Annotated in this window: 14 protein-coding genes; 7 read left to right on the top strand and 7 right to left on the bottom strand. The window is 42.4% G+C overall.

Features of this window, described 5'->3' with window-relative positions; genetic code table 11:
- Positions 1-6: 6 nt before the first annotated feature.
- The 5 genes from GD631_RS06985 (at position 7) to GD631_RS06965 (ending at position 7,908) form a co-directional block, all read left to right on the top strand.
- Complete coding sequence (locus GD631_RS06985; protein ID WP_185911595.1) at positions 7-1,290, top strand: MFS transporter; 1,284 nt, start codon at positions 7-9, stop codon at positions 1,288-1,290.
- A gap of 13 nt (positions 1,291-1,303) precedes the next feature.
- A complete protein-coding gene (locus tag GD631_RS06980; RefSeq protein ID WP_143256956.1) occupies positions 1,304-2,155 on the top strand; it encodes an ATPase in 852 nt (283 codons plus the stop codon).
- 31 nt (positions 2,156-2,186) lie between these two features.
- Entirely contained in the window at positions 2,187-3,002 is an 816-nt protein-coding gene (gene murQ / locus GD631_RS06975) for an N-acetylmuramic acid 6-phosphate etherase (protein WP_143256955.1), read from the top strand.
- A 375-nt stretch (positions 3,003-3,377) separates the two neighbouring features.
- Entirely contained in the window at positions 3,378-5,348 is a 1,971-nt protein-coding gene (locus tag GD631_RS06970) for a sialate O-acetylesterase (RefSeq protein WP_143256954.1), read from the top strand.
- Positions 5,349-5,370: 22 nt separating this feature from the next.
- Positions 5,371-7,908 (top strand): glycosyl hydrolase 115 family protein, encoded by a 2,538-nt coding sequence (locus GD631_RS06965; protein ID WP_143256953.1) that lies wholly within the window; start codon positions 5,371-5,373, stop codon positions 7,906-7,908.
- Positions 7,909-8,646: 738 nt separating this feature from the next.
- Here GD631_RS06965 and GD631_RS06960 read toward each other — a convergent pair.
- The 7 genes from GD631_RS06960 to GD631_RS06930 all read right to left on the bottom strand — a co-directional run bounded on the left by GD631_RS06960 (position 8,647) and on the right by GD631_RS06930 (position 22,159).
- Complete coding sequence (locus GD631_RS06960; protein WP_223225792.1) at positions 8,647-9,078, bottom strand: hypothetical protein; 432 nt, start codon at positions 9,076-9,078, stop codon at positions 8,647-8,649.
- Between the two features lie 12 nt (positions 9,079-9,090).
- Complete coding sequence (locus GD631_RS06955) at positions 9,091-11,061, bottom strand: glycan-binding surface protein (protein ID WP_223225793.1); 1,971 nt, start codon at positions 11,059-11,061, stop codon at positions 9,091-9,093.
- A 25-nt stretch (positions 11,062-11,086) separates the two neighbouring features.
- The gene (locus GD631_RS06950) at positions 11,087-12,442 is read right to left on the bottom strand and encodes a glycan-binding surface protein (RefSeq protein WP_143256952.1); all 1,356 of its coding nucleotides are present in this window, start codon (positions 12,440-12,442) and stop codon (positions 11,087-11,089) included.
- A gap of 10 nt (positions 12,443-12,452) precedes the next feature.
- Complete coding sequence (locus GD631_RS06945; RefSeq protein WP_143256951.1) at positions 12,453-14,309, bottom strand: RagB/SusD family nutrient uptake outer membrane protein; 1,857 nt, start codon at positions 14,307-14,309, stop codon at positions 12,453-12,455.
- A 13-nt stretch (positions 14,310-14,322) separates the two neighbouring features.
- Positions 14,323-17,601 carry a SusC/RagA family TonB-linked outer membrane protein gene (locus GD631_RS06940; RefSeq protein WP_143256950.1) on the bottom strand — a complete coding sequence of 1,093 codons (3,279 nt, stop codon included), beginning with the start codon at positions 17,599-17,601 and terminating at the stop codon, positions 14,323-14,325.
- A 147-nt stretch (positions 17,602-17,748) separates the two neighbouring features.
- Positions 17,749-18,018 (bottom strand): hypothetical protein, encoded by a 270-nt coding sequence (locus tag GD631_RS06935; protein WP_223225794.1) that lies wholly within the window; start codon positions 18,016-18,018, stop codon positions 17,749-17,751.
- A gap of 175 nt (positions 18,019-18,193) precedes the next feature.
- Positions 18,194-22,159 (bottom strand): two-component regulator propeller domain-containing protein, encoded by a 3,966-nt coding sequence (locus GD631_RS06930; protein WP_143256949.1) that lies wholly within the window; start codon positions 22,157-22,159, stop codon positions 18,194-18,196.
- A 218-nt stretch (positions 22,160-22,377) separates the two neighbouring features.
- On the opposite strand from GD631_RS06930, the gene GD631_RS06925 reads away from it, so the two are divergent.
- Complete coding sequence (locus GD631_RS06925; RefSeq protein WP_143256948.1) at positions 22,378-22,845, top strand: hypothetical protein; 468 nt, start codon at positions 22,378-22,380, stop codon at positions 22,843-22,845.
- A 211-nt stretch (positions 22,846-23,056) separates the two neighbouring features.
- On the top strand, positions 23,057-25,483 hold the full coding sequence (locus tag GD631_RS06920) for a glycoside hydrolase family 95 protein (RefSeq protein WP_143256947.1): 2,427 nt from the start codon (positions 23,057-23,059) through the stop codon (positions 25,481-25,483).
- The last annotated feature ends 95 nt before the right edge of the window (positions 25,484-25,578 follow it).

The following is a 25,578-nucleotide window of genomic DNA, read 5'->3' as shown; positions in this document are numbered from 1 at the left end:
AATACCATGACAACACCCACTATAAAGAGAAATCCCTGGAGCTGGATACCAACCCTCTACTTCGCAGAAGGGCTGCCCTATGTAGCGGTAATGACAATTGCTGTTATCATGTACAAACGTTTGGGATTATCCAATACGGAAATAGCCTTATACACTTCCTGGCTCTATCTTCCTTGGACTATCAAACCGCTATGGAGTCCATTCGTCGACCTGGTGAAAACGAAACGCGCCTGGATTATTGCCATGCAAGGTTTCATCGCTGCCGGATTTGCAGGAATAGCCTTCTTTATTCCGACTGCTCATTATGTACAGTTGACTCTTGCCTTTTTCTGGTTGTTGGCGTTCAGTTCCGCTACGCATGACATCGCAGCAGACGGTTTCTATATGCTCGGACTCAATAATAAGGAACAATCTTTCTTTGTCGGTATTCGAAATACGTTTTATCGGCTTGCTAATATTTTCGGGCAGGGAATTCTAGTCATGCTGGCAGGATGGCTGGAAACATCACAGAACAATATTCCCTTGGCATGGAGTATTACATTCTACCTTCTCGCCGGATTATTTCTGGCTCTTACTATCTATCATCGGCTTATCCTCCCCCATCCTGATTCGGATATTAAACGTCCCGGACTCACACCGGGTAAGTTGTTGGGAGATTTTCTCCTGACCTTTGTCACATTCTTTCAGAAAAAAAACCTGGGTCTCATGTTCTTTTTCCTCCTCACCTACCGGTTGGGAGAATCACAGTTAGCCAAAATTGCTTCTCCTTTCCTGCTCGACACTAGCGATAAAGGTGGACTGGGTTTATCTACGGCAACTGTCGGAATGATCTACGGTACCATAGGCGTCGTAGCTTTGTTACTCGGTGGAATCATCAGTGGTTTCCTCGTTTCCCGCGACGGATTCAAAAAATGGATATTACCCATGGCATTAGCCATCAACATTCCCGATCTATTATATGTATGGATGGCTGCCGCCACCCCGGACAATCCTATATTTATAGCCATTTGTGTAGCTATCGAACAGCTGGGGTATGGTTTCGGCTTTACCGCTTATATGCTATATCTGATTTATATTGCGGAAGGTGAACACAAAACGGCGCACTATGCTATCGGAACCGGATTTATGGCACTGGGCATGATGCTTCCGGGGATGCCTGCAGGATGGATACAAGAACATCTCGGATACACAAATTTCTTTATCTGGGTTTGTATTTGTACCATACCCGGTATCGTCGCCTCATTAATGATTCGCAACCGACTGGAAGATGCTTTCGGAAAGAAACAATAAAAAGCTCAAAGATATGATACTCATTGCAGATAGTGGTTCTACCAAAACCGACTGGTGCATCGTTTTCAACGGCACCCCAATCAAACGAATTGGAACAAAAGGAATTAACCCCTTCTTCCAATCAGAAGAAGAGATTCAACAAGAGCTGACACATTCCCTTCTGCCACAACTACCGGAAGGAACGATCAACTCCGTCTTTTTTTATGGTGCAGGATGCACTCCCGAAAGGGCTCCTGTTCTCCGGCGGGCCATCGCCGACAGCCTGCCCATCATCGGAAATATCAAAGCCAACTCGGATATGCTTGCCGCTGCCCGCGGACTATGCGGACATGAAGCAGGGATTGCCTGCATCCTCGGCACAGGTTCCAATTCTTGTTTCTACAATGGTGAAGAGATTGTCAACAACATCTCCCCTCTTGGATTCATCTTGGGCGACGAGGGAAGCGGAGCCGTCCTTGGCAAATTACTGGTGGGAGACATTCTGAAGAATCAACTTTCTCCTGCCATCCAAGAAGCATTTCTAAAACAATTCGACCTGACAGCTCCCGAAATCATCGACCGGGTTTACCGTCAGCCCTTCCCGAATCGTTTTCTGGCAAGTCTGTCCCCTTTTATAGCGCAACATCTGGAAGAGCCGGGGATACGACAATTAGTGCTTGGCAGTTTTATTGCTTTCTTCCGAAGAAACGTAATGCAATATGATTACACGCAGTATCCTGTACACTTTATCGGATCAGTGGCTCACTGCTACAGGGAGATATTACAAGAAGCTGCACAAGAGACAGGAGTCAGAATCGGAAAGATTCTCCAAAGTCCGATGGAGGGGTTAATTTTATATCATACCGCTTCATCTCAACCATTGTAATTTGTATTTTTACTCAATTGCCATTATCAATATGCAGATAACCGAACAACCGTCGCTCTACGACAATCTGGAAAAGAAGTCCGTACGGGAAATATTAGAAGACATTAACCGGGAAGACCAAAAGGTGGCGCTAGCCGTTCAAAAAGCCATTCCACAAATCGAACTGCTCGTCAACCAAATTGTGCCCCGCATGAAACAGGGTGGACGTATCTTTTACATGGGTGCAGGTACCAGTGGTCGCTTGGGAGTGCTGGACGCTTCAGAGATACCTCCAACATTCGGAATGCCCCCTACCTGGATTATCGGATTGATAGCCGGTGGGGATACCGCCCTGCGCAATCCGGTAGAAGGTGCCGAGGACCATATGAACCGGGGATGGGAAGAACTTACGGAATATCATATCAATCAAAAAGATACAGTGATTGGCATTGCAGCTTCGGGAACTACTCCTTATGTAATCGGTGCCTTACGAGAAGCCCGCAAGCATGGTATCCTGACAGGTTGCATCACCAGTAATCCCGATTCTCCAATGGCGGCAGAAGCCGATGTCGCCATCGAAATGATTGTCGGTCCGGAATATGTCACAGGAAGTTCGAGAATGAAATCAGGCACCGGACAGAAAATGATTCTGAACATGATCAGTACGTCGGTGATGATTCAACTCGGACGGGTGAAAGGAAATAAGATGGTAAACATGCAGCTTAGTAATCATAAACTGGTAGAAAGAGGAACCAGGATGATTATGGAGGAACTGGGATTAGATCATGACCATGCACAAAAATTGTTGCTGTTACACGGTTCAGTTAAAAAAGCGATTGACTCTTACCGATATTCTCAAGATCATTAAAATCTCTACTTACTCTTGTTTAACCAACTTATATTATACGCATCACATACCAATCTTATTAATACGGAATATGGCACATCAACCATTATTATTCATCCGACAGCCTCATAGATACAATACAAAATGATTTTGAAACAAAATCAAAAATATTTATTGAACAAACCGGTTTGTTCACACTTCTTCATTTTATCCCCGAAGAAAAAAAAACTTCAAGAAAAAGCGGATTGGTATCAACAGTATAAATAATTGAAACATACCCAAAGCCCGTTCTTATCAATACCAACTATCTTTGCATCGTGTCACAGTACAGACGAAAAATAAATCATTCTTAGAATTTAAGACACAAAGAAGATAATCTCATTCAATATACTATTTATGAAGAAGAACATTTGCATCATTTTGAGCCTGCTGTTATATACAATAGGTATGCAGGCAGAAGTAAGACTTCCCGGAATCTTTTCCGACAGGATGGTTTTACAACGTGACACCCCTATCCCATTATGGGGTTTTGCAGATCCCAAAGAAACAGTTGTTATCGAATTCAACGGAAAGCAATACAAAACCCAGGCTTCTAAAACAGGAGAATGGGCGGTCAATCTGCAGAAGCACAAGGCCGGAGGTCCCTACGAATTGAGAGTCAACCAGAAAATAATACAAGATGTATACGTCGGCGACGTGTATCTATGCAGCGGACAATCGAATATGGAACTTACCGTAAAGCGTGTCATGGATAAATACAAGGATGAAATCGTATCGTATGAAAATAATCTGATCCGTTATACCAAAACTTCGTATGCTTACAACTTTATCGAACCTCAACAAGATAGCAATAATGAATGGAAAATCTGTACCCGGGAGAATGCATTGGACTTCGCAGCCCTATGTTATTTCTTCGCAAAAGAAATGCAGGCAGAGAAAGGAGTTGCAATTGGCATTATCAATAGTAGCTGGGGAGGGACAAACATAGCATCATGGTCTACCCGCCAGTCACTCGAGAAATATGCCAGATTCCGGGAAAAGCTCCAATCCCCACAGTACATCAATCCCGATTATCCGGATTCTGTGAAGAACGCCCAAAAAGAACAAGTGAATCAATGGCATCGACAGCAATCGTCCAATGATCTTGGAAACAAAGAAAAATGGACGCATAAAAACTTCGATGCTTCAGATTGGGAAGAAGTGGATGTATTCAACTCGAACTGGGGAGGTAGTTGGAACGCTCCTATCAATGGAGTACATTACTTCCGCCAGCGAATTAACATACCCGAATCATTAGCCGGACAACAAGCTGTTTTACGCGTGGGAACACTAAAAGACTCGGATGCTACTTATATAAACGGTATCTGTATAGGAAGAACAAGTTATCAATATCCACCGCGTATCTATCAGGTCCCGACAGACTTACTCCGTGCCGGTGAAAACGAGATTGTCATCCGTCTTGTCAGCAGTGCCGGCCGACCGGAATTTGTAAAAGGGAAGCCTTACCAATTGGAAATAGCCGGGCAAACAATTCCGCTGACCGCTATGTGGCAGTATAAAACAGGCTGTATAATGAAGCGTATTCCCTCTACTACAGGATTCCAAAATGAACCCACCGGACTATACAATAGCATGATTCATCCGTTACGCAACTACGGAATACGAGGTGTAATCTGGTATCAAGGAGAGTCAGATACGGGTCCTGAAGGTAGCAAACATTATGAAAAACATCTGATTGATCTTGTAAACGACTGGCGTATCCAATGGAACAATAAAAACCTGCCTTTCGTCATCGTGCAACTTGCGAATTACCAACAAAGAAGCAAGGTGCCTGTAGAAAGCGGCAACGCACAAGTGCGTGAAGCACAACGTAAAGCAAGTCTTCAGTTAAAGAATGCCGGACTGGCTACTGCCATTGATTTAGGTGAAAGTAATGATATTCATCCGCTCAACAAAAAAGACTTGGCACACCGTTGTGTGCTTCAAATGAATAAGCTAGCTTTCGGTGAGAAGAATATCATAGCAGAAGGTCCTATGGCAGAGGTTGCCGAACTGAAAGAAGACGGTCGGATCGTTGTCTTTTTCAAGCAAGGAACGGGCACTTTAAAACACGCTAAATCATTAGAAGGCATTGCCATTGCTGCCAATGATGGAAAATATAAATTTGTAGAAGCCTATACCGAAGGCGATCATGTAATCGCCATCTGGAACGGAAAAGGAATACCGTCAAGCATCCGCTATGCATGGGAAAACAATCCCCCCTCTTCCATCTACAATACAGAAGGACTTCCCGCATCGAGTTTTCAATTACCAATCATCTACAAAGTAGAATATCCGGTTACAGTGAAACGTAAGATAAATGATTAACAAACTATTAAATATTGAAACCATGAAAAAATTATTTCTGTTCTTCTACCTCTCTGTTGTGAGTATAGCGGCATTTGCCGCTGAACAATTCGTAGTATTCACACCGACCGGTAATCATTTTCCGTTGATATCCAAAGGAGTTCCTTGTCCGATATATGTAGATTCTTCCGAAGACAAAGGAGTAATGATTGCTGCCGGCAATCTTCAACAAGACATACTGCAAGTATGCGGACAAAAGCCCGAACTCATCACAAGCACAAGTTCGAAACGGTGTATCATTGCAGGTACTTATGGCACTCCTTTTACAAAGAAGCTGGTGTCAGCAGGAAAAATAGACAAAAAGGAATTGGATGGAAAAAATGAAAAATACATCCTGCAAGTCATCGCCCATCCTTGTGAGGGAATAGATGAAGCGGTAGTTATCATCGGCAGCGACAGACGTGGCACTATTTATGGTATCTACGAGCTTTCTGAACAGATGGGAGTATCTCCCTGGCATTGGTGGGCAGATGTTCCTGTCATGAAACAAGCAAATGTATATATTAAACCCGGACAATACTCGGACGGAGAGCCGGCCGTAACCTATCGCGGTATCTTTCTGAATGATGAAGCACCGTGTCTTACCCGATGGGTAAAACACACTTACAGCACCAACTATGGCGACCATCGTTTTTATGCACAGGTGTGTGAACTGATACTACGCCTGAAAGGTAATTTCCTTTGGCCGGCCATGTGGAGCTGGGCTTTCTATGCTGACGACCCGCAGAATAGTAAAACAGCAAGTGAAATGGGAGTCATTATCGGCACGTCCCACCATGAACCGATGGCACGCAATCATCAAGAATGGTCACGCAAACGCAAAGAGTATGGAGCATGGGATTATACGACCAACCAAAAAGTAATCGACCAATTTTTCCGTGAAGGCATCGAACGGATGCAGGGCACAGAAGATATCGTAACCATCGGTATGCGCGGAGACGGAGATGCTGCCATGAGCGAAAGCACCAATGTGAAACTTCTGGAAAATGTAGTTAAAAACCAGCGTAAGATTATTGAGGAAGTCACCAAACGTCCGGCCAAAGAGACTCCGCAAGTATGGGCGTTGTATAAAGAAGTATTGGATTATTACGATAAAGGTATGCGTGTGCCCGATGATGTTATCATGCTATTGTGTGATGATAATTGGGGCAATGTATGCCGCCTGCCAAATGCCAAAGAACGTAAGCATCCGGGCGGTTGGGGCATGTATTACCATGTAGACTACGTAGGTGCTCCGAGAAACTCCAAATGGCTGAACGTAACACCTATACAAAATATGTGGGAGCAACTTCAACTCACATACGATTACGGAGTAGAAAAGCTGTGGATACTGAATGTAGGCGATTTGAAACCAATGGAATATCCGATCACGCTTTTCATGGATATGGCATGGAATCCCAAGCAATTCAACGTCTCCAACTTGCTGGATCATCCCCGCCGTTTCTGCGCACAACAGTTTGGCGAAGATCAGGCGGATGAAGCTATGCGAATCTTAAACCTGTACAGCAAATACAACGGCCGCGTGACAGGAGAAATGCTCGACCGGAATACTTATAACCTGGAAACTGGCGAATGGAAACAAGTATCTGATGAATATCTGAAACTGGAAGCGGAAGCTTTAAGACAATACATATCACTGAAACCGGAATATAAAGATGCCTACAAGCAATTAATCCTCTTCCCTGTTCAAGCAATGGCAAACCTGTACGAGATGTATTATGCACAAGCCATGAACCATAAATTGTATAAAGAAAACAATCCGCAAGCTAATGAATGGGCAGATAAAGTGGAACAGGCTTTTGCACGGGATAAAGCGTTGAGTGACGATTATAACAACGTTATGTCCGGCGGCAAATGGAAGAACATGATGATTCAGAAACATATCGGTTATACCTCATGGAATGATAATTTCCCTGCTGATACACTGCCTAAAATCTACCGAATCGAGCATCCGGAAAAGGCTGTCGGTGGATACGTATTCACCGGACAAGACGGATATATAGCCATAGAAGCCGAACATTACTACAGCGCTAAAGCAGCGCCTGGTACGGAATGGACAGTGATTCCCTATATGGGGCGTACCCCTAGTGGCATGGCTTTGATGCCTTACACACAACCTACTGACGGAGCTTCTATCTCCTACAAGATAAAGTTGCCCAAAGGAGTCGACAAAGTGACTGTTCACGTGATAGTGAAATCCACTCTTGCTTTCCACGACCGGAAAGGGCATGAGTACAGTATCGGATTCGAAGGAGGAAAGAATCAGATAATCAATTTCAATCATAATCTGAATGAGCTTCCTGAAAATGTATACAGCATATACTATCCGACAGTCGCACGACGCATCGTTGAGAAAAAGGTCAAACTGAATGTACCGAATACATCGGACGGTATGCATACAATCACTTTCAAACCTCTTGATCCGGGCATCGTGCTGGAAAAGTTGGTTGTAGACTACGGAGGCTACAAGAAATCTTATCTGTTTATGAATGAATCGAAAAGCAAGAGAGATAATAGATAAAAAGATCAATGTAGAGACAAGTCAATTACTACACACTGATTGTATTTACATATAAATTTTGCAGTTCTTATTGTCAGCTGTCATTCCTATTCATTAGATAAATGATTTTCAACCCATTAGATGCTGACAATAAGCCCTGACAATAGGCTGACAATAAAACTTATAAAATGTTATTGTCAGCCTATTATTTTATGATTTTGCTCTCCCATATCTCCTATCCTCCAGCTTTACTTACCTTTCAAGAAAAGCCGCCATTAAACATCCGTCATACAACCGGCATACTTATATCATTCAATAACTATTGTTCGATCAGGATACCGGTATACTTAATTCTTCACGGTCGTGGTAGCTTCTTCCCACAGCCGTGACGAGTTCCTACCACGGCCGTGGGAAGATCTTGTCACGGCCGTGGGAAATTAATGATACCGGTACTTTAATGGAACGATACCGGCATCCCAACGCAACTATACCAGCTTCTCTTCTTATATTTCCTCACTTAATCAGCCTGCAAACAAGCTACTTGACAAGAAGGCAAGGCTGATAATAAAAAGAACACCAATCACGATATATTACCTGAGCACAATAGTGTGATTTTACTCAAAGGCATGAGATCATAAATTAGATAGGATTTTTACAGGCTAATAACTTTCCGAATAAGAGGTCGATTATACACAAAAACAGCCCTCGCTACGGAGAATAATTCCGTAGCGAGGACTGTTTCTTTCAACAAATAAATACTTAATCTATTTCATCTGTCAGCACAAACTTGACAATCTTGGTTATACCTACCTTTGATTTAGCGATGTAAATCGCCTGCACCTTATCTATATGTTCAAGTTCACAAACGGTTTTCGTTTTTCCGGCATCTATTCCTCCTATACAAGTGCTCTTTTCAACTCCATCATAAAGTACATAGATTTCCACACGAGAGTCTGTAGCCTCTATCTCTAAAACAATATGATTATAAATGGAAAGGTCCACATTTTTCGTATTCTTCCAACCGTACTGTCCGTAAGCATGGTCATAAGTAATCGTCTGTGTTTCGCTGTCTCCTCTGGAGAAATACCCATACGTCCGAGGGAAAAGTTGAATAGGCTCTTCTTTTGCGTTCGCTGCTATTGCGGCAAACAAACAAAACATAAGTAAGAAACTTTTCATTCGTATTCTCATATTATTCTTTTATTATAGTTCTATTGGCACTAGCGGAACCAAACGCATATTGGCAAGTCCCATTTCAAAGTCTGTAATATTCACACAATTCCATTGAGGATCTGCAGTCTGACCATTTTTGTGCATGAAATTACCATTAGAGAAAGTAAACAATGACGTATAAGTTATAGCATATTTACTTAACCAAGCTCCCAGCGTCATTGTTTCCGACTCACCTGCCGTATCCAATATGAAGTCTGTGAATCTATAAGTAAAGGTATGCCATTCTCCATTAAAGTCAAATGGTTTATCCACTCTCCACGGAGCAATATTTATATTACGGGATCCATTCAGCCCACCTCCGTCTTTATTCACACGCCAAGCCAACATTCCGCTTATCCATGGGGTAGGCATATATATATCGACCTGCATCGCAATATCTTTAATCAGAGTTTCTCTGGTTATCTCAATATCCGTTTTCTCCAATAGCTTTTCCAATTGACTCCTTGTCGAGAATCTCAAATAAGCTCCATGGCTACTGGTACTTACCGGAACAGAACTACTCTTAAAGTAAATAAAGTAATCGGGATTCACCGGATGAGTATCATTTGCCGGACGGTTATCCGGGTTATACAATGCTGATTTATTATACGCCATAGGACTTCCTGACGGACTGCCCAGTTTCAACTCTTCATCCGTAAACTCTTGCAAGAACACTCCCTGTTTGTAGAACATGACGATTCCTTTCACTTCAACATCAGCACCTTCGCTCTCTATACGAATATATCCTGCCTTATCTCCTACACCTTCCGGCACGAGTACATCCATGGAAGTCGCATCCGATGAAGCACTCTGAACGAGACCTTCCTTTTCACCTGTGGAAGAAGGGAAAAAGACTTTCGCCTTATCGTACAGATTGACACCTGTAAGCCGGATCACATTACCTGGTTTAGGCATCGTATATGAAATTTCCGTCACACTAGGGACAAAACCTAAAAGAGTAAATTCCCGGCTAACACCATTTTCATCATACGCATTGACAACAGTCAGTTCTCCGTCGCCCACTGTAAAATCTTCCGCATCTATCGGTACTGTGAAAATGATACGGTTGCTTTCTATCGTTGTCGGCTCTATTTCCTGATTGTTGAAAGACAATTTTTGAAAAGTGGCAAAGTATTTTCCTTCAATGACAACCACCGAGTTGCGCCCGGCTTCCGTAATGGCATTACCATTTGCATCTGTAATTCGGCTGATTTCTACCTGCTTGCCCGCAATAACACAATCCAACGTGCGATCATCATAAGCCGTCACAAGACGCATCTTATTCCGGCTGTCCGGATTCTCGACAGCATTCCCGAAAGGCAAAGTTTCCGGAATAGTCACAATCAGGAAAGCATCGCTCTTTTCTTCGGCAGGGATACCGGCCAAATCAACAGAAGCACCATTAATATACAGTTCATTGGCTGTTTTCAGTCCGTTACCCTCAATACGTATCTTACCACCTATCGGCAGTTCTTGCGCTGCTTCCCACGTTCTTCCTTCATTTTCTGTCAGCGAAAAACCGGTCACAGTAATTTGCCTGCCAAAGAATTGAAAATCTTCGGCCGTACAAGTAGCGGCTCCCGCCTTATTCACTACCCGGATCAAATTGAGGTTAACCTCTTTAATCGCTCCTTCATCTACAGGAATGTCTGGAATAACAAACTCTATCGCATTGTCTTCCGCATGAAAAACGGAAATGAGCCCACCATTGATATAGACGGCAATCGTCTGCGCCATGTTAGTACCCTCAATACGTAAAGGAGTACCAATCCGAATTTTACTTTCTGCTCCGGGAATAATCCATTCTTCAATGTCTTCATCCCAAACACACACTTTTACAATGGTAGGAGGCAGCAGATTATCTACCGTTTCATTGTCATCGCTGCAAGAAAATAATCCCATTACAAAGGTTATTATCAGACAAGCAATTATTCCCGATTGTATAGATTTAAAAGTTTTCATATCTAATCTGTTTCATGTTTATATTTTATTCTTCCGGAGTCACATAGGGAACCAAACGCAAGTTGGTGATGAACATACGGAAATCCGATCCCTCTTTCATGGTCAATCCGGCCGACAGGACATCGAAGTTGAGGATAGTGAACAGTGAGTGTACACCGCTCACACTCCAAGCATCAATCGCCTCGCCCAAGTTGGCATACTTGGTATGTATCTCGAAAGTAAGAGTCTTCCAGCTGCCGTTAAATGCGTATGGCTTATTGTTAGTCCACGAAGCCACATTCCATGCACTTTCACCATTACCCTTTCCGCCATTCTTGTTCATGCGCCAGCCTACCACACCGGTGCTCCAATCATGGTTCATATAGATGTCTGCCTGCAAAGCAGCCTTGCGGGCATCCGTTTCTCTGGCCCATTCTCCGTCACTGTTGTCTATCAGATACTGTAATTGCATTCCTGTATTGAAACGGAAATAACCGAAAGGCGAATTATTATCGCTTACCACCGGAAGAGTGGCCGGAGCTGTTTCGGGTATACTGAAGACATAGGCTCTGGCACCTGCGGGCACTTGCGGCACATCCACCGCGTTGATTGAGTAATAGGCACATTTCTGCGGAGAGACGACGCTTCCGGACACACCATAGTTCAAAGCTGTGGTTCCTTCATGGTCGTGCACAAACATTGCTTTGTCGTAGAACATATAATTGGGGGTATAATAGTTCTCACCCAATTCTGCCATCTCCACCCGGAGGGAACCGCTCCGTTCGCCCACTCCATCAGGCACCTTAACAGTTATCCGCGTTCCATCTTCGGATACCACCATATCCCCAGCGCCCTCGATATAGGGAACCTGCACTTCATTGCCGTCATTGCCCGGAAAGTAAACGGCCGATGCACCATTGAGGTACTTCCCTATAAGGGTGATGTAGTCGCCCGGATGGGGCAGCGTGTATGACACGTCAGTAATACCGGGCATCTTGTTCACATCCTTAAAGATGAAACGGTATACTCCTTCACCGTGGGAAGTTACCACCCTGAGGGTATTTTTCACTGATTCCTCTTCTATCTCATGTGCCATCGGAACGCTGGAGGGAACTTTAAACGTAAGATGAGAGTCACTCATATAAGTAGAATTGTATTCCTTCACCTGCAAACCGTTGCAATAAATAGCTTGCAAACCACTAAAGCCGCTACCGTCCACCCGAATCCAGGTTCCGGTATAAACAGAGGTAATCTGTTTAGCTTCTTCACCAAGCATATTGCTCCACACACTGTATATGCGGACATCATCATCGTCGTCAGAACAAGAAAATATGCCAAACAACGAGAACAACAATAAAGTGCTCAAACACAAATTCGTTAATATCTTATCTGTTATCTTCATAGTAGTCATCTTATTTGTTAAAATCATAAGCAACAGGTGCTGTATTTAATAACGGGTCACGGGTACTTTCCACTTCCGGATAAGAAAATGCCCATACATTGTCATCAGAGGTATTTGAATGTACGTAATCTCCTTCCGCCAATGGAGTATGAGTAGCTCGCACCGCCAGTTTGGCTCCGTCGGACTGGCGGGGACTGTCAGAGCTGAATGCTGCCTGAAGAGTGTTCTTGTTTATCGTATAATAGTAAGCATACCATCTGTTGCTGTCCCATTCGTCACTGCGTACCTGTCCTCCTTCATCACCTTCGGTCATAATAACCAACTCATTATTGATAAAGTCGGTCACCCACTTTGTGTCGTAAAACGAACGGCGTACCAACGTAGGCCACCAAAGACCTTCCATAAAGAACTCTACACGAAATTCTCTCAACAAATCATTACGGGTGAGATAGTTGGTGTCATAGTAGGTCAATTCGCCACTCTCTATCTCCATCTTGTAGCCACGCTTCCGGACATCGTCGTAATATTTCAAGGCACCCCGGTCGGTCAGCTCATCACTGGTTCCCATACAAGCCTCCACATACAGCAGGTAAACTTCCGCAAGGCGCAACATCGGTGTGCAAAAACCGGAGTTCCCGGAAATAGCTATATTGTCGGTATCTTCCGCACTGCCTACCACCTGTTTCTTGAAGGCAACTTTTCTGTTCGTTTCCAATCCAGCCGCTTTCTGCCCGCCTTTATATCCGGCAGCCCAACCACCATCCTCTAAATGTGTACCGATATAGTCATAGAACTCTCCCGGACAAAGCACATTACCACGCAGACGGGAACGTCCGCCGGAATTAATCAGCATACGCAGGCAGTCGTAAGATACATAAGAGGAGTTGTAGGCACTTAAGCCGTTCAGCAATTCTGTGTAAGAACACAAACCGCTTCCGTTGCTGTTACCCATTCCGTAGGAGTCGACACCTTGCAGCGGTTGCAAAGCAAACAATACCTCTTTGCAATTATTGTTCTGTACCCGGAAGATTTCTTCATATTCTTCCATCAATCCATATCTGTTCTGAGCAAGAATCACTTCTCCGGCAGCCTCCTTGGCCAAGCCGTAAAGAATGTCAGCCAAATCGTGAGAACCGCTGGCCTCATAATAATCCATAGTAGCCTGTGTACAGTGTCCGCCACGCGCATACGCTGCCAGCGTTACATAATAGCGTGCCAGTAGTCCCAAAGCCGAATAGCGAGTCACACGACCATCCGCGTCGGCAAGCGGCAACCACTCCGCAGCGTACTCCAAGTCGCGGATACCGTAGCGAATCACATCCTCGAAGCGTGTGGGAGCCATATTGAAAGCTTCCGTATGAGCAATTGGATTCTCCATAATGGGCACATCATGCCAGTAGGAAGCCAAATAGTAATAAGCCGCCGCCCGCATGAAACGTGCTTCTCCCTCGCAAGCATTCGCTTGTACTTCACTGAAATGTTGGCGTCCCTGTGGCGCATAATCGTTAATGATGTAGTCTGCCTGCGTAACAACAATGTAAAGTGAATTCCACGCATCGGCAAGTCCGGGTGTATTGGGTTTGTCGGTAAAGAGGCAATAAGGAGCATAGCCTGTCTCGTTGTTGTTGTCACCGTAGATATTGTTTCCACGTGCATCTCCCATCGCAAACAGACGGGTACTGTGAAAACCAAACCAAGGTTTCATATAAAGATAAGCTGTTGCCAAACGCAACTCGTCATAAGTAGTAAAGGATTTGTCCATTTCTTTCTGGTTGGTGGCACTTACTTGCAAGAAGTCATTGCAGGAAGTTAGGCTTGCCATCGCGACCATTCCACAAACAACTGATAATATAATATTCTTTTTCATGGAAGTTTTCTATTTAAAAGGTTAAATCAATACCAAATGTATAAATCCGGGGAGAAGGGCAACGCCCCGTATCCACTCCGTACATCAACATACTCTGACCGGAATAAGAATATTGCGCCTGTGTAGAGCCAATCTCCGGATCGTAACCGTCATAGCCTGTGAATGTATATACATTTTTAATATTCGCATAAATGCGCGCATTCTCTATCTTCAGTTTTTTCAACCAATTCTTTGGTAACGTATATCCCAAAGCGATATTCTGTATACGCAAGAAAGAAGCATCCTCCACATAACGACTACTGATACGGTCGTTATCATTGGCATCATTAACAGACATACGGCATAAACCGTTAGAACCGGGTAGAATATACATGTTCCAGACATCGGTATTATCCGGATTTCCATCAAGGTATCCCAAACGGGCATGGTTGGCAACGGACGCGTGTACATTACCGCTCGAATTGGGGTTAGTAATACGACGGGACAGATAGTTCATCGCTTTGTTTCCATACGAGCCGTATAGGAATATGGTCAAATCGAAATTCTTATAATTAAAGGTATTATTAATACCATAGGTAAATTTAGGCAACGGACTTCCCAAGAATGTCTGATCTTTTTCGTCAATCACTCCGTCATTATTCAAATCCTCAAAAATATAGTCGCCAATATAAATTTGTTTGATAAGGCTACCTTTATCCGTACCCGAGTTAACCACCTGTTCACCTACCCGCAATACCGGGGTAGCAATCTTTACCGTACTAGTTCCATCACCATTATCTATCAAATAATCGGAAGCGCTATTGATGCGGCCGATTGCCTTATAGCCATAGAACTGACTGACAGGCTTTCCGACTGCAGTGCGGGTAATCACTTCCGTCTGACCACTATTTTGATAAGTCTTGTCGATAAAGGCATTCTCTGTATTCATACTTGCTACCTTGTTGCGGTTCAAACTGAATGTAACATTTGTACGCCACTGAAAATCCCTGTTGGAGATATTCACCGTGTTCAATGTAAATTCAAAACCTTTATTCTCCATGGAGCCTATATTCGCCCATTGGGCTGTTGCAGCACCATTACCAGTAGTTCCCATATATCCCGGATAATCTTGTTGCAACAAGAGGTTCTTTGTCTTTTTGATATATGCATCCAGAATAAACTCGACGCGGTTATTAAAAAAGTTCAGGTCGATACCTGCATTCCAAGAACGGGTACTCTCCCATGTCAAATCGGGATTAGCGATATTGGCGGTCTGCAAACTCGTCCCCCAGATAGACTGCACATACGTTCCCATCCGTTGGTAAGCAAATGCAGTGACATTGGAGTTACCAACTTCACCATAACTCAAACGCAACTTGAAGTTATTAACCACATCTTTCAGCGGACGCCAGAATGACTCTTCGGAAAGACGCCATGCCACAGCTACTGATGGGAATGTCCCCCACTGATTTCCCTTGGCAAAACGGGATGTTCCATCGCGCCGTACCGTAGCCGTTAACTGGTAACGGTTGTCGTAACTATAAAACAGACGACTGAAATAAGAGAGATACGTTGCCTTGCTTGCCCTTCCACTATTGGTGGCATACGCAGCATCACCTGCATCCAAGTCTGTCAGCAGATTATCACCATGTGTACGTTTTCCCTGAAGATAATCTGAATTTCTGGAAGTCATCTCATGTCCTAACATCAAACTTGTCTTATGCTTACGTTTGAACGTCTTCTCCATCGTCACTACATTCTTCCATCCCCAGTAAAGCCCGTAGTTTTTGGAGTGTTCATTAGTAGGATAAGGATTCTTTGAGTATCCCAATTCATATTGGGGAAGGAAATATTGATAATTATCGATATTGCCGTCTGCCGTAAAATCAGTACGGTAAGTCAGCCATTTCCACGGATTGATTTTCATGAAAAGATTGGCACGAGCACCTCCCTTTTCATTATTACGCTGCGTTAACGCCGCCAACGCTACCGGATTACTGTAGTTGCTTAAATTCTGCTGATCGTCCTCTTCCGGCCCGGAAAAGTTACCATTCTCATCACGTACGGGAACATCCGGTGCTTGATAAAGTGCATTGGGAATGATAGACCAACTAGCCATGCCTGTACCTTGCTTGGTATAAGATACATTCACCGTACCTCCAAAACGAACCTTAGGAGTAACCTGTATCTCTGTTCCCATACGGAAGGTGTAACGCTCAAAATCCGAACCGATACAAATACCGTCCTGGCTCAAATATCCACCGGACAGGTTATAGCTGACCGTTTTTGTTCCGCCACGAATTGACAGATTATAGTTCTGCAACAGAGCATTACGGAATATCTCATCCTGCCAGTTAGTACCGTCACCTAAAGTTTCAGGATGACTAAAAGCATCTTTCACCCTGCTGGCATTTATAAGGGCATACAATTCATTATAGTGACGAGCGTAATCACGCAAATTCATCATATCAATTGTATTCGGTATTTCCTGATTTCCCATAGAGACTTGAAAATTAATTCGGGGCTTGCCTGTTACACCAGCTTTCATCGTAATCAATATAACACCATTAGCCGCCTGCGCACCATAAATGGCAGTAGCCGAAGCATCCTTCAAAATTTCAATGCTTTCAATATCAGCCGGATTAATACCCGCAATAGCATTACTTGTATTCGAACCTGTTTCACCGGAGATAATGACTCCGTCTACTACATAAATAGGTTCATTGGTACTGTTTAATGAATTCACACCACGAATCTGAATAGATGTACCTCCACCCGGGACACCGGAGTTTTGCGTCATCTGCAATCCTGCCGCACGTCCCTGCAACGCCTGGTCAATTGTAGAAGCCATTGATTCTTCTATGGACTTAGCATTGATGGAAACGACTGATCCTGTCAAGTCCGAACGTTTCATTGAGCCGTATCCTACCGCTACCACCTCATCCAACATATTCTCATCATTCTCCATCGTGATATCCAGTTTGCCGCCTTTCGTCACTTTCCGTTGAATGGTCTTCATTCCAATATATGAGAATACAAGGGTAGAAGCTGATGATATATTCAGTGTATAGTTACCATTCACATCGGTAGTAGCACCTTTACTAGTACCTTTCACTTGAATACTAACACCTATCAAAGGTTCTCCGGCATCATCAACCACTTTACCGGTAACAGTAATGTCTCCTTCAGAGACAACATGCGGAAGAGGAGAAAATGCACCTCCGGTCGCATAAACAGGAGTGACTGCAAAAAACATAATAACCGAACATAATCCGGCTAGCAGCACACATCTTGAAAAATAATTGTTCTTCATATATATTACATTTATAAAATATTGCTTTATTATTTTACACACATATTTAGCAAATGTCCGACACAAAAGTATGAACTTACATTCTACTACACTACTTGAAATGTAACATCAAGTTGCACATACGTTTATTTGCTTTTTAAATACGTTTCAATTTGTTTTGAATTTGAAAAAAACGGTGGTAACACTCATTTTCGGCAATACTAATTCGACAAATGGATCAGTGTTTTTCAGTTCCTGATACCAACTTTCTTTTGGAGTATCAGCCTGTATTACTTTCCTTATGGAGGCATCTTCGGGAACGACAGGATGATAAGAACAGTTCTCCGCCATCATAATTGATTTGTTGCCAACTTGCCGGGCTATGTTCTGAAATTCAGTTTTAAAAGCCTGTTCATACAACTTTGTGTGTTCATGCATTCATTATTAAAATATAGGAAAAGGAGTCAAGAGTAAAATACAAGATTGTACTTTTGCATCTGTCGATTCTTTAGATTGCCCTCAACCAGCACAAAACTACAATCTTGTATTTTAAAACGTTTGGTAAAATGTAACGTAAAGTTAGCTATATGTATAACGCAGTTTTAAATTTGCATCATTCGCCTTTATTTCTGATAGACGCAGCATATTCCGAAGGAGATACTCCATAGAACTTCTTAAAAACAGTTGCAAAATTAGCCTGACTATCAAAGCCTACCGCATCCGCTATTTCTGAAATATTCAGCTTCCCTTCCTGAAGCAGTGCTGCCGCTTTCTTCATCCGTAGATTCCGGATAAAGACTGATGTTGAAACTCCTGTAATATCTTTCATTTTACGATGAAGCTGTACACGACTCAATCCGACTTCCCTGGCAAGCATTTCTACATTGAATTCCGAATCATCCAGAAACTTATTCATCACATTCATAACCCGTTCCATCAATCGTTCATCTCCAGATTTATTTTCAGCAATTTCAATCTTTCCCACCTGATCCCTGACACCAGAGAACTTTCCTTTCAATAACAATCTTGTCTCAATCAGATTCTTGATATGTACTCTCAACTCTTCAACGACAAACGGTTTTCCTAAATATGCATCCGCACCTTTACTTAATCCTTCAATACGGTCTTTATATTCCGCTTTTGAAGTCAACAGGATAAACGGTATATGACTCACATTCGGATTGTTGCGAACCATTTTCAGAAGTGAGATACCATCCATTTCAGGCATCACGACATCAGAAATTATAAGATCCGGTTGTTGTTTCAGAATGGTTTGCAAACCCTCTTTCCCGTTACGGCAAATATATACCTTGTATTGCGAGCTCAATTCCGCCTCCAGGAAACGAAGAATCTCATCATCGTCATCTACGATCACAATCCTATAACTCGCTTTATGGTTTCTTGTCGTAGCCGTTTCTTCTTCACTTTCTTGAGAAAGTCCCAAGACAGAAGGAACTCTTGAAGTAGTTTTGTTTTCCGCATCCGTCCATTCGGATTTCTTCAAATGGTCTTTCCCATAAGGAATATGAATAATGAAACGACTTCCTTGCGCATCTTGTCGGTTACAAGCATTGATAGTACCGTGATGCAATTTGACTATCATCCGGCACAGATTCAGTCCTATACCAAAACCGATACTTCCATTGAAACCATTGGAAGGTGCCTGATAAAAACGTTCGAATATCTTTTCCAATTTGTTGGCGTCAATGCCGGATCCAGTATCAATTACTTCAATCTCAATAAAATGCTGCAAATCTCCAACAGTAAGTTCATTCACCTTCTCACGCAGGCTGATTTTTATTTCACCTCCATCCGGTGTATATTTAAAAGCATTCGACAGCAGGTTTACCAATACTTTATCAAAATTATTAGGATCAATCCATGCCGGAAGCTCCTCTTGTTCATAATCAAAACACAAGTTTATATTCCTTTTCTCCGCCTGATAAGTAAATAAAGAGATCAATTCTTTGATATAATCCACCATGTCCGTTTCAACGCAATGAATATTCAATTGCCCTTTTTCAATTTTACGCATATCAAGCAACTGATTCATCAGATTAATAATGCGATTCGCATTTTTTTGCATCAGGCGCAACATCTTCATCGTATCGGTATCATAGTCTCTCTTTAACAAATTCTCCAACGGGCTCACAATCAAAGTCATTGGAGAGCGAATCTCATGTGAAAGGTTGATAAATAGTTTGATTCTCTCTTCATTCATTTCTTTTTGGTGCCGGCGACGAACACTCAAATAAATCTGGAATGCAACAACAAACAATATCAACGCATAGCAAACATAAGCCAGAGACGAACGCCACCACGGTGCCGCAATATCAATCCGTATCACCTTCACAGGGGTATACTGCCCGTTCTCACAGGCGCGTATTTCAAATGTATACTTGCCGGAATTTAAATGATTGTATGTGATTTGATTGATTCCCAATTGAGTAGAGGTCCAGTTCTTTTCATACTCTCTGATACGATATTCATAGAAAATATTTCCTGAATTACGATAATCCAATGTGGAAAACTCAAGCGTAAACGTGTTGTCTTCATAAGCCAGACTAATTTTGTCGGCACGAGTTACAAAAGTATCCAAAATGGGTTTTCCACCGGATTTACTTTTAGCTGTCATTGCTTCTCCTCCTAAATAAAGATTGGATAATATCACAGTCGACTTCCCTTTTTGAGCTGTGACGCTATCCGGATGAAAAGTCGTTATTCCCTTCACACCTCCCAAATAGATAAGGCCATTCATTGACTGATAGCTGGCCCCAATAGTATACTCATTATCCACCAATCCACGTTCGGAATAATAGGAAGCAATCTTATTTTCAGCGACTTTTATCAGGTTAATGCCTTTCAAGGTACTACACCAGATATTCCCCCTCTCATCTTCTGCCAACCCATATACAAAATTATTAGAAAGTCCGTCTTCTTCATCATAGTAATGAAGTTCTTTTGTTTCGGGATGATAACACATAAGTCCCTTATTCGTTCCCGCCCAAATATTTCCACGTACGTCTTCCAATAATGAGTAAGCGATGAAATTACCTAATGATTGACTCAATACAGGAGTAAATTTCTCGGTTACAGGATCGAAATAATCCACTCCATTACAGTGTCCTATCCACAATCTTTCTTGGGAATCAAGAAGTAGAGTATAAATCCAATTGTTCCTTAACCCACCGGAGGAACTTTGATATTCCGTGACTGTTTGAGTGGGTAGGTGATATCGTATGAATCCGGAACCGAATAAAGAAATATATAGGTTTCCTTTATCATCACCTGTGATCTTCTTTATATCCTTCAATTTAATTTCCGGTAACATAAAACGTACGTTCCCTTTGGTATCCTGCATATAAAGCCCGGAATAATAGCCTCCAAACCACAAATTACCACTATAATCCTTATAGATGGATGAAACCGTTTTACCTGAAAACAGATGATCGGTTATATTTCCTTCCGAAGTAATTTTAAACACTCCTTCGCCTTCTACACCGCTAACGATATGTCCATCATCATCTTTATACAAGGCAGTTATCACACCAGCCTGCGGATATTCACGGGTAGGAATACTCCAGAAATGGAAAGGTGTAGATTCTTTAGACACCATAACCATTCCTCTATGATAACACCCTATCCATAAATTTTGGTTATGATCTTCATAAATAGCACGTATTTTAGCATTATTGACATCAATAAAAGGAAGAGTGATCACCTCGGAACGAAGTTCTTTCAAATCGGGTTGAATAACCTTCAATCCTTTGCCAAAGGTTGCCAAATAACGTGTCCCTTTTTGGCTTACGAGTATGGAACGTGCCGGCAACCAAGATTCATTATGTTCTATTTTGGTAAAGCTGTCATTCTCTCTATCATAATAATAAGCAGCAGTACCCGTGGAAAGGAGGAAATTACCCGAATGATCCTCGGCCATTCCGGAAATTGAAGAACCGCCATCTAAAATAGCCCGTGTGTACATCTTACTCGTTCGTGTAGAAGGATCATATCGAAGTAAACCGATACCGTTTACTCCAATCCAGATGCTCCCATGACGGTCTTCATATATTACTCCATAATGGGCATGTTCAGATACATCGGGAATATCTGTCATTTGCACACCTGTTCCTGTATCTTTCCGAATACGGAAAATTCCTCTCCCGGAAGAGCCAACCCATATTTCACCCGAACGCAATTGAGTGATACACATGATATGGAAAGATGAGTTTTCTTCAAACTTAATTGTTCGAAATGCATTTTCTTCCGGAACGTAATATTGTAATCCGCCAATACCTCCCACCCATAACGTGCCTTCATTGTCAAGCATCAGGGCTTTTACAGAGTTATCGGATAACGAAGTGCTATCCTTTGGATTATTATAATAATGAGTAAATTGTATACCATTGAATTTATTAAGGCCATAATCTGTCCCGATCCAAATAAACCCATCTTTATCTTGGCAAATGGAAGTAATCAGATCGCAAGTTAATTGTTTGGAATCATAGAACAATGTATTCTCGGCGACCACCTGTACAATTCCACCCCAAAATACAATCATCAGCAGTAATAGTCTTTTCATAGTAAACTGTCCTTTCTTTGTGCAAAGAAAGTAATTCTTTTCAAAATCGGACTATTTAATTCGTTTCATTTGTTTTTAAATTTAGTCCCCTTTGCACCAAAAAAAGAATGAAACATATACAAAAACTATTGAAACACAGATTTTTTATCTCTCCGAAAAGATATCCTAACTTTGCCTATAGAAAATAAATCAGCTATTAACCTCTAAAAGAAAATAACATGAAAAAGTATTTAGTAGCAGCACTAGTTGCATGTTTGGGAATCTTAAGTGTCAATGCACAAGTAGACAAGACTATCGAAGTCAGTCAATGCGAAGCCAATAACAAACTGACAGTAGAAGGGCAGACCTTAATTTCCACCGGTTATGGAAACTTGGTATTTCCAGAAAATGATTACACTAATTACACCGGAATAAACTTTGAAGCGACCAACTTCAAAAAATTAGATGAAAATGCCACAAATGCCATCTGTTCATTAAAAATAGAATATACCCAAGACGGTGAAACGGTAAAAGTTTCTATGGGATTTTATACACAAGGCAAGAAGAAGGTGCAATTCAGTGCTTTTAAAGATGAAAAAGCCGGTAAGATTACAATTGATCCAGGCTCTATTACCAAAGTCACCATTGGGATGGGAAAAAACAAAAAAGTAGATATTAATAATATAGTTTTAGTAGCTAAAAAGTAACATAGATCAGGTATACCTGCTAGTTGCTTAAATAATAACTGCCGGCTTCTTTTTACAAGGACCGGCAGTTATTATTTTATCCTGTGGAACATACATCATATATATTAGTAACATAAATATGAAAAGAAGTTACTTCCAAGGTAGATTTCAGAAACATTTTTTTGCCTTTTGTATTGGGAAATGAGCTACCTTTGCTACAAATCCATACAATATGAACAGAAACACTTTTTTTGTATTATTCCTATTAATAAGCAACCTTGTTTCAGGACAGGACCTGAAGCTGTGGTATAGTCAACCTGCACAAAATTGGTCGGAATCCCTCCCTATTGGTAACTCCCGTCTTGGAGCCATGGTATATGGCGGAATCGAACGCGAAGAATTACAACTCAATGAAGAAACATTTTGGGCAGGTTCTCCATACAATAATAATAACCCGAATGCCGTACATGTTCTACCGGTTGTACGCAAACTGATTTTTGAAGGGAGAAACAAGGAAGCGCAAAGACTCATTGACGCCAACTTCTTAACTCAGCAACACGGTATGAGCTATCTGACATTAGGTAGCCTTTATCTGGAATTTCCGGAACACCAAAATGCATCCGGCTTCTACCGCGATCTGAATCTGGAGAACGCAACGACAACTACCCGTTATCAAGTGGATAACGTCACTTATACACGCACCACTTTTGCTTCATTTACTGATAATGTCATTATTATGCATATCAAAGCAAGTAAAGCAAACGCACTGAACTTTACTGTTGCATATAACTGCCCTTTAGTACATAAGGTGAATGTTCAGAATGATAAGCTGACCGTCACCTGTCAAGGAAAAGAACAGGAAGGTTTGAAAGCCGCACTACGGGCAGAATGTCAAATCCAAGTAAAAACGAATGGCACTCTCCGCCCGGCAGGAAATACGCTCCAAATAAATGAAGGAACAGAAGCCATCCTTTATATATCGGCAGCAACCAACTACGTAAACTACCAGGATGTCAGCGCCGATGAATCCCACCGGACCAGCGAATATCTGAAAAGAGCAATGCAAATACCTTACGAAAAAGCTCTCAAAAGCCATATCGCTTATTATAAAAAACAATTTGACCGTGTACGCCTTACATTACCGACAGGCAAAACTTCCCAACTGGAGACTCCCAAACGAATTGAAAACTTCGGAAATGGGGAAGACATGGCAATGGCAGCTCTACTTTTCCATTATGGACGTTATTTACTGATTTCTTCTTCGCAACCGGGTGGACAACCGGCTAATCTGCAAGGTATATGGAACAACAGTACTCATGCACCTTGGGATAGTAAATACACCATCAACATTAATACAGAAATGAACTATTGGCCGGCAGAAGTCACTAATTTAAGTGAAACACATAGTCCGCTATTCTCTATGTTGAAAGATTTATCTGCCACAGGAGCAGAAACAGCCCGAACCATGTATGATTGTAGGGGATGGATGGCGCATCATAATACTGATTTATGGCGAATTTGCGGAGTTGTAGACTTTGCTGCAGCCGGCATGTGGCCTAGTGGGGGAGCCTGGTTAGCACAACATATCTGGCAACATTACCTCTTTACAGGAAATAAAGAGTTCCTGAAAGAGTACTATCCCATCCTGAAAGGAACAGCGCAGTTCTACATGGATTTTCTGGTAGAACATCCAGTGTATAAATGGTTGGTAGTGTCTCCTTCTGTATCACCGGAACATGGTCCGGTCACTGCCGGATGCACCATGGATAACCAGATTGCTTTTGATGCACTGCATAATACCTTATTGGCTTCACACATCGCAGGTGAAGCCCCCTCTTTCCAAGACTCCCTAAAACAAACGCTAGAGAAATTGCCACCTATGCAAATAGGGAAACATAACCAACTACAAGAATGGCTGGAAGATGTTGACAATCCCAAGGACGAGCACCGTCATATTTCACATTTGTACGGGCTATATCCGAGTAACCAAATTTCTCCATACTCGAATCCCGAGTTATTTCAGGCAGCAAGAAACACATTGCTGCAACGCGGTGATAAGGCTACCGGTTGGAGTATCGGCTGGAAAGTCAATTTCTGGGCACGTATGCTGGATGGAAACCATGCCTTCCAAATCATCAAAAATATGATTCAACTATTGCCCAACGATCACTTGGCTAAAGAATATCCGAACGGACGTACCTATCCCAATATGCTGGATGCCCATCCGCCTTTCCAGATTGACGGTAATTTCGGTTATACAGCCGGAGTAGCGGAAATGTTGCTTCAAAGTCATGACGGTGCCGTACATTTATTGCCAGCATTGCCTGATGCATGGGAAGAAGGAAGTGTGAAGGGGTTGGTGGCACGTGGAAACTTTACTGTCGATATGGACTGGAAAAACAATGTGTTAAATAAAGCGATCATCCGATCGAATATAGGCGGTACGCTCCGCATCCGGTCTTATGCCCCCCTGAAAGGGAAAGGCTTAAAACAAGTAAACGGGAAAGAGTGCTCAAATAGTTTATTCGCCACCACTCCTATCAAACAACCTCTTGTAGCCAAAGGGGTAAGTGCGCAATCTCCCAAACTGCAAAAGTTTTATGAATATGACATCGAAACAAAGGCCGGTAAAACCTATATTGTAAATACAATCGAATGAAAACAATAACACATAAGGAGAGGTGAATCTTTTCTCGTGTTACATTTTTTACGAACGATGTTACAACATCCGATTGCGCTCCCGGAGCCTATTGA

The sequence above is a fragment of the Bacteroides luhongzhouii genome (genome assembly GCF_009193295.2).
Classification (GTDB): domain Bacteria; phylum Bacteroidota; class Bacteroidia; order Bacteroidales; family Bacteroidaceae; genus Bacteroides; species Bacteroides luhongzhouii.
This window is presented reverse-complemented; position numbering and strand designations above follow the sequence as displayed.

Coding starts and splice junctions, on each gene's coding strand:
- GD631_RS06985 (WP_185911595.1), top strand. CDS start 7: ATGACAACACCCACTATAAAGAGAAATCCCTGGAGCTGGATACCAACC.
- GD631_RS06980 (WP_143256956.1), top strand. CDS start 1,304: ATGATACTCATTGCAGATAGTGGTTCTACCAAAACCGACTGGTGCATC.
- murQ (WP_143256955.1), top strand. CDS start 2,187: ATGCAGATAACCGAACAACCGTCGCTCTACGACAATCTGGAAAAGAAG.
- GD631_RS06970 (WP_143256954.1), top strand. CDS start 3,378: ATGAAGAAGAACATTTGCATCATTTTGAGCCTGCTGTTATATACAATA.
- GD631_RS06965 (WP_143256953.1), top strand. CDS start 5,371: ATGAAAAAATTATTTCTGTTCTTCTACCTCTCTGTTGTGAGTATAGCG.
- GD631_RS06960 (WP_223225792.1), bottom strand. CDS start 9,078: ATGAGAATACGAATGAAAAGTTTCTTACTTATGTTTTGTTTGTTTGCC.
- GD631_RS06955 (WP_223225793.1), bottom strand. CDS start 11,061: ATGAAAACTTTTAAATCTATACAATCGGGAATAATTGCTTGTCTGATA.
- GD631_RS06950 (WP_143256952.1), bottom strand. CDS start 12,442: ATGAAGATAACAGATAAGATATTAACGAATTTGTGTTTGAGCACTTTA.
- GD631_RS06945 (WP_143256951.1), bottom strand. CDS start 14,309: ATGAAAAAGAATATTATATTATCAGTTGTTTGTGGAATGGTCGCGATG.
- GD631_RS06940 (WP_143256950.1), bottom strand. CDS start 17,601: ATGAAGAACAATTATTTTTCAAGATGTGTGCTGCTAGCCGGATTATGT.
- GD631_RS06935 (WP_223225794.1), bottom strand. CDS start 18,018: ATGCATGAACACACAAAGTTGTATGAACAGGCTTTTAAAACTGAATTT.
- GD631_RS06930 (WP_143256949.1), bottom strand. CDS start 22,159: ATGAAAAGACTATTACTGCTGATGATTGTATTTTGGGGTGGAATTGTA.
- GD631_RS06925 (WP_143256948.1), top strand. CDS start 22,378: ATGAAAAAGTATTTAGTAGCAGCACTAGTTGCATGTTTGGGAATCTTA.
- GD631_RS06920 (WP_143256947.1), top strand. CDS start 23,057: ATGAACAGAAACACTTTTTTTGTATTATTCCTATTAATAAGCAACCTT.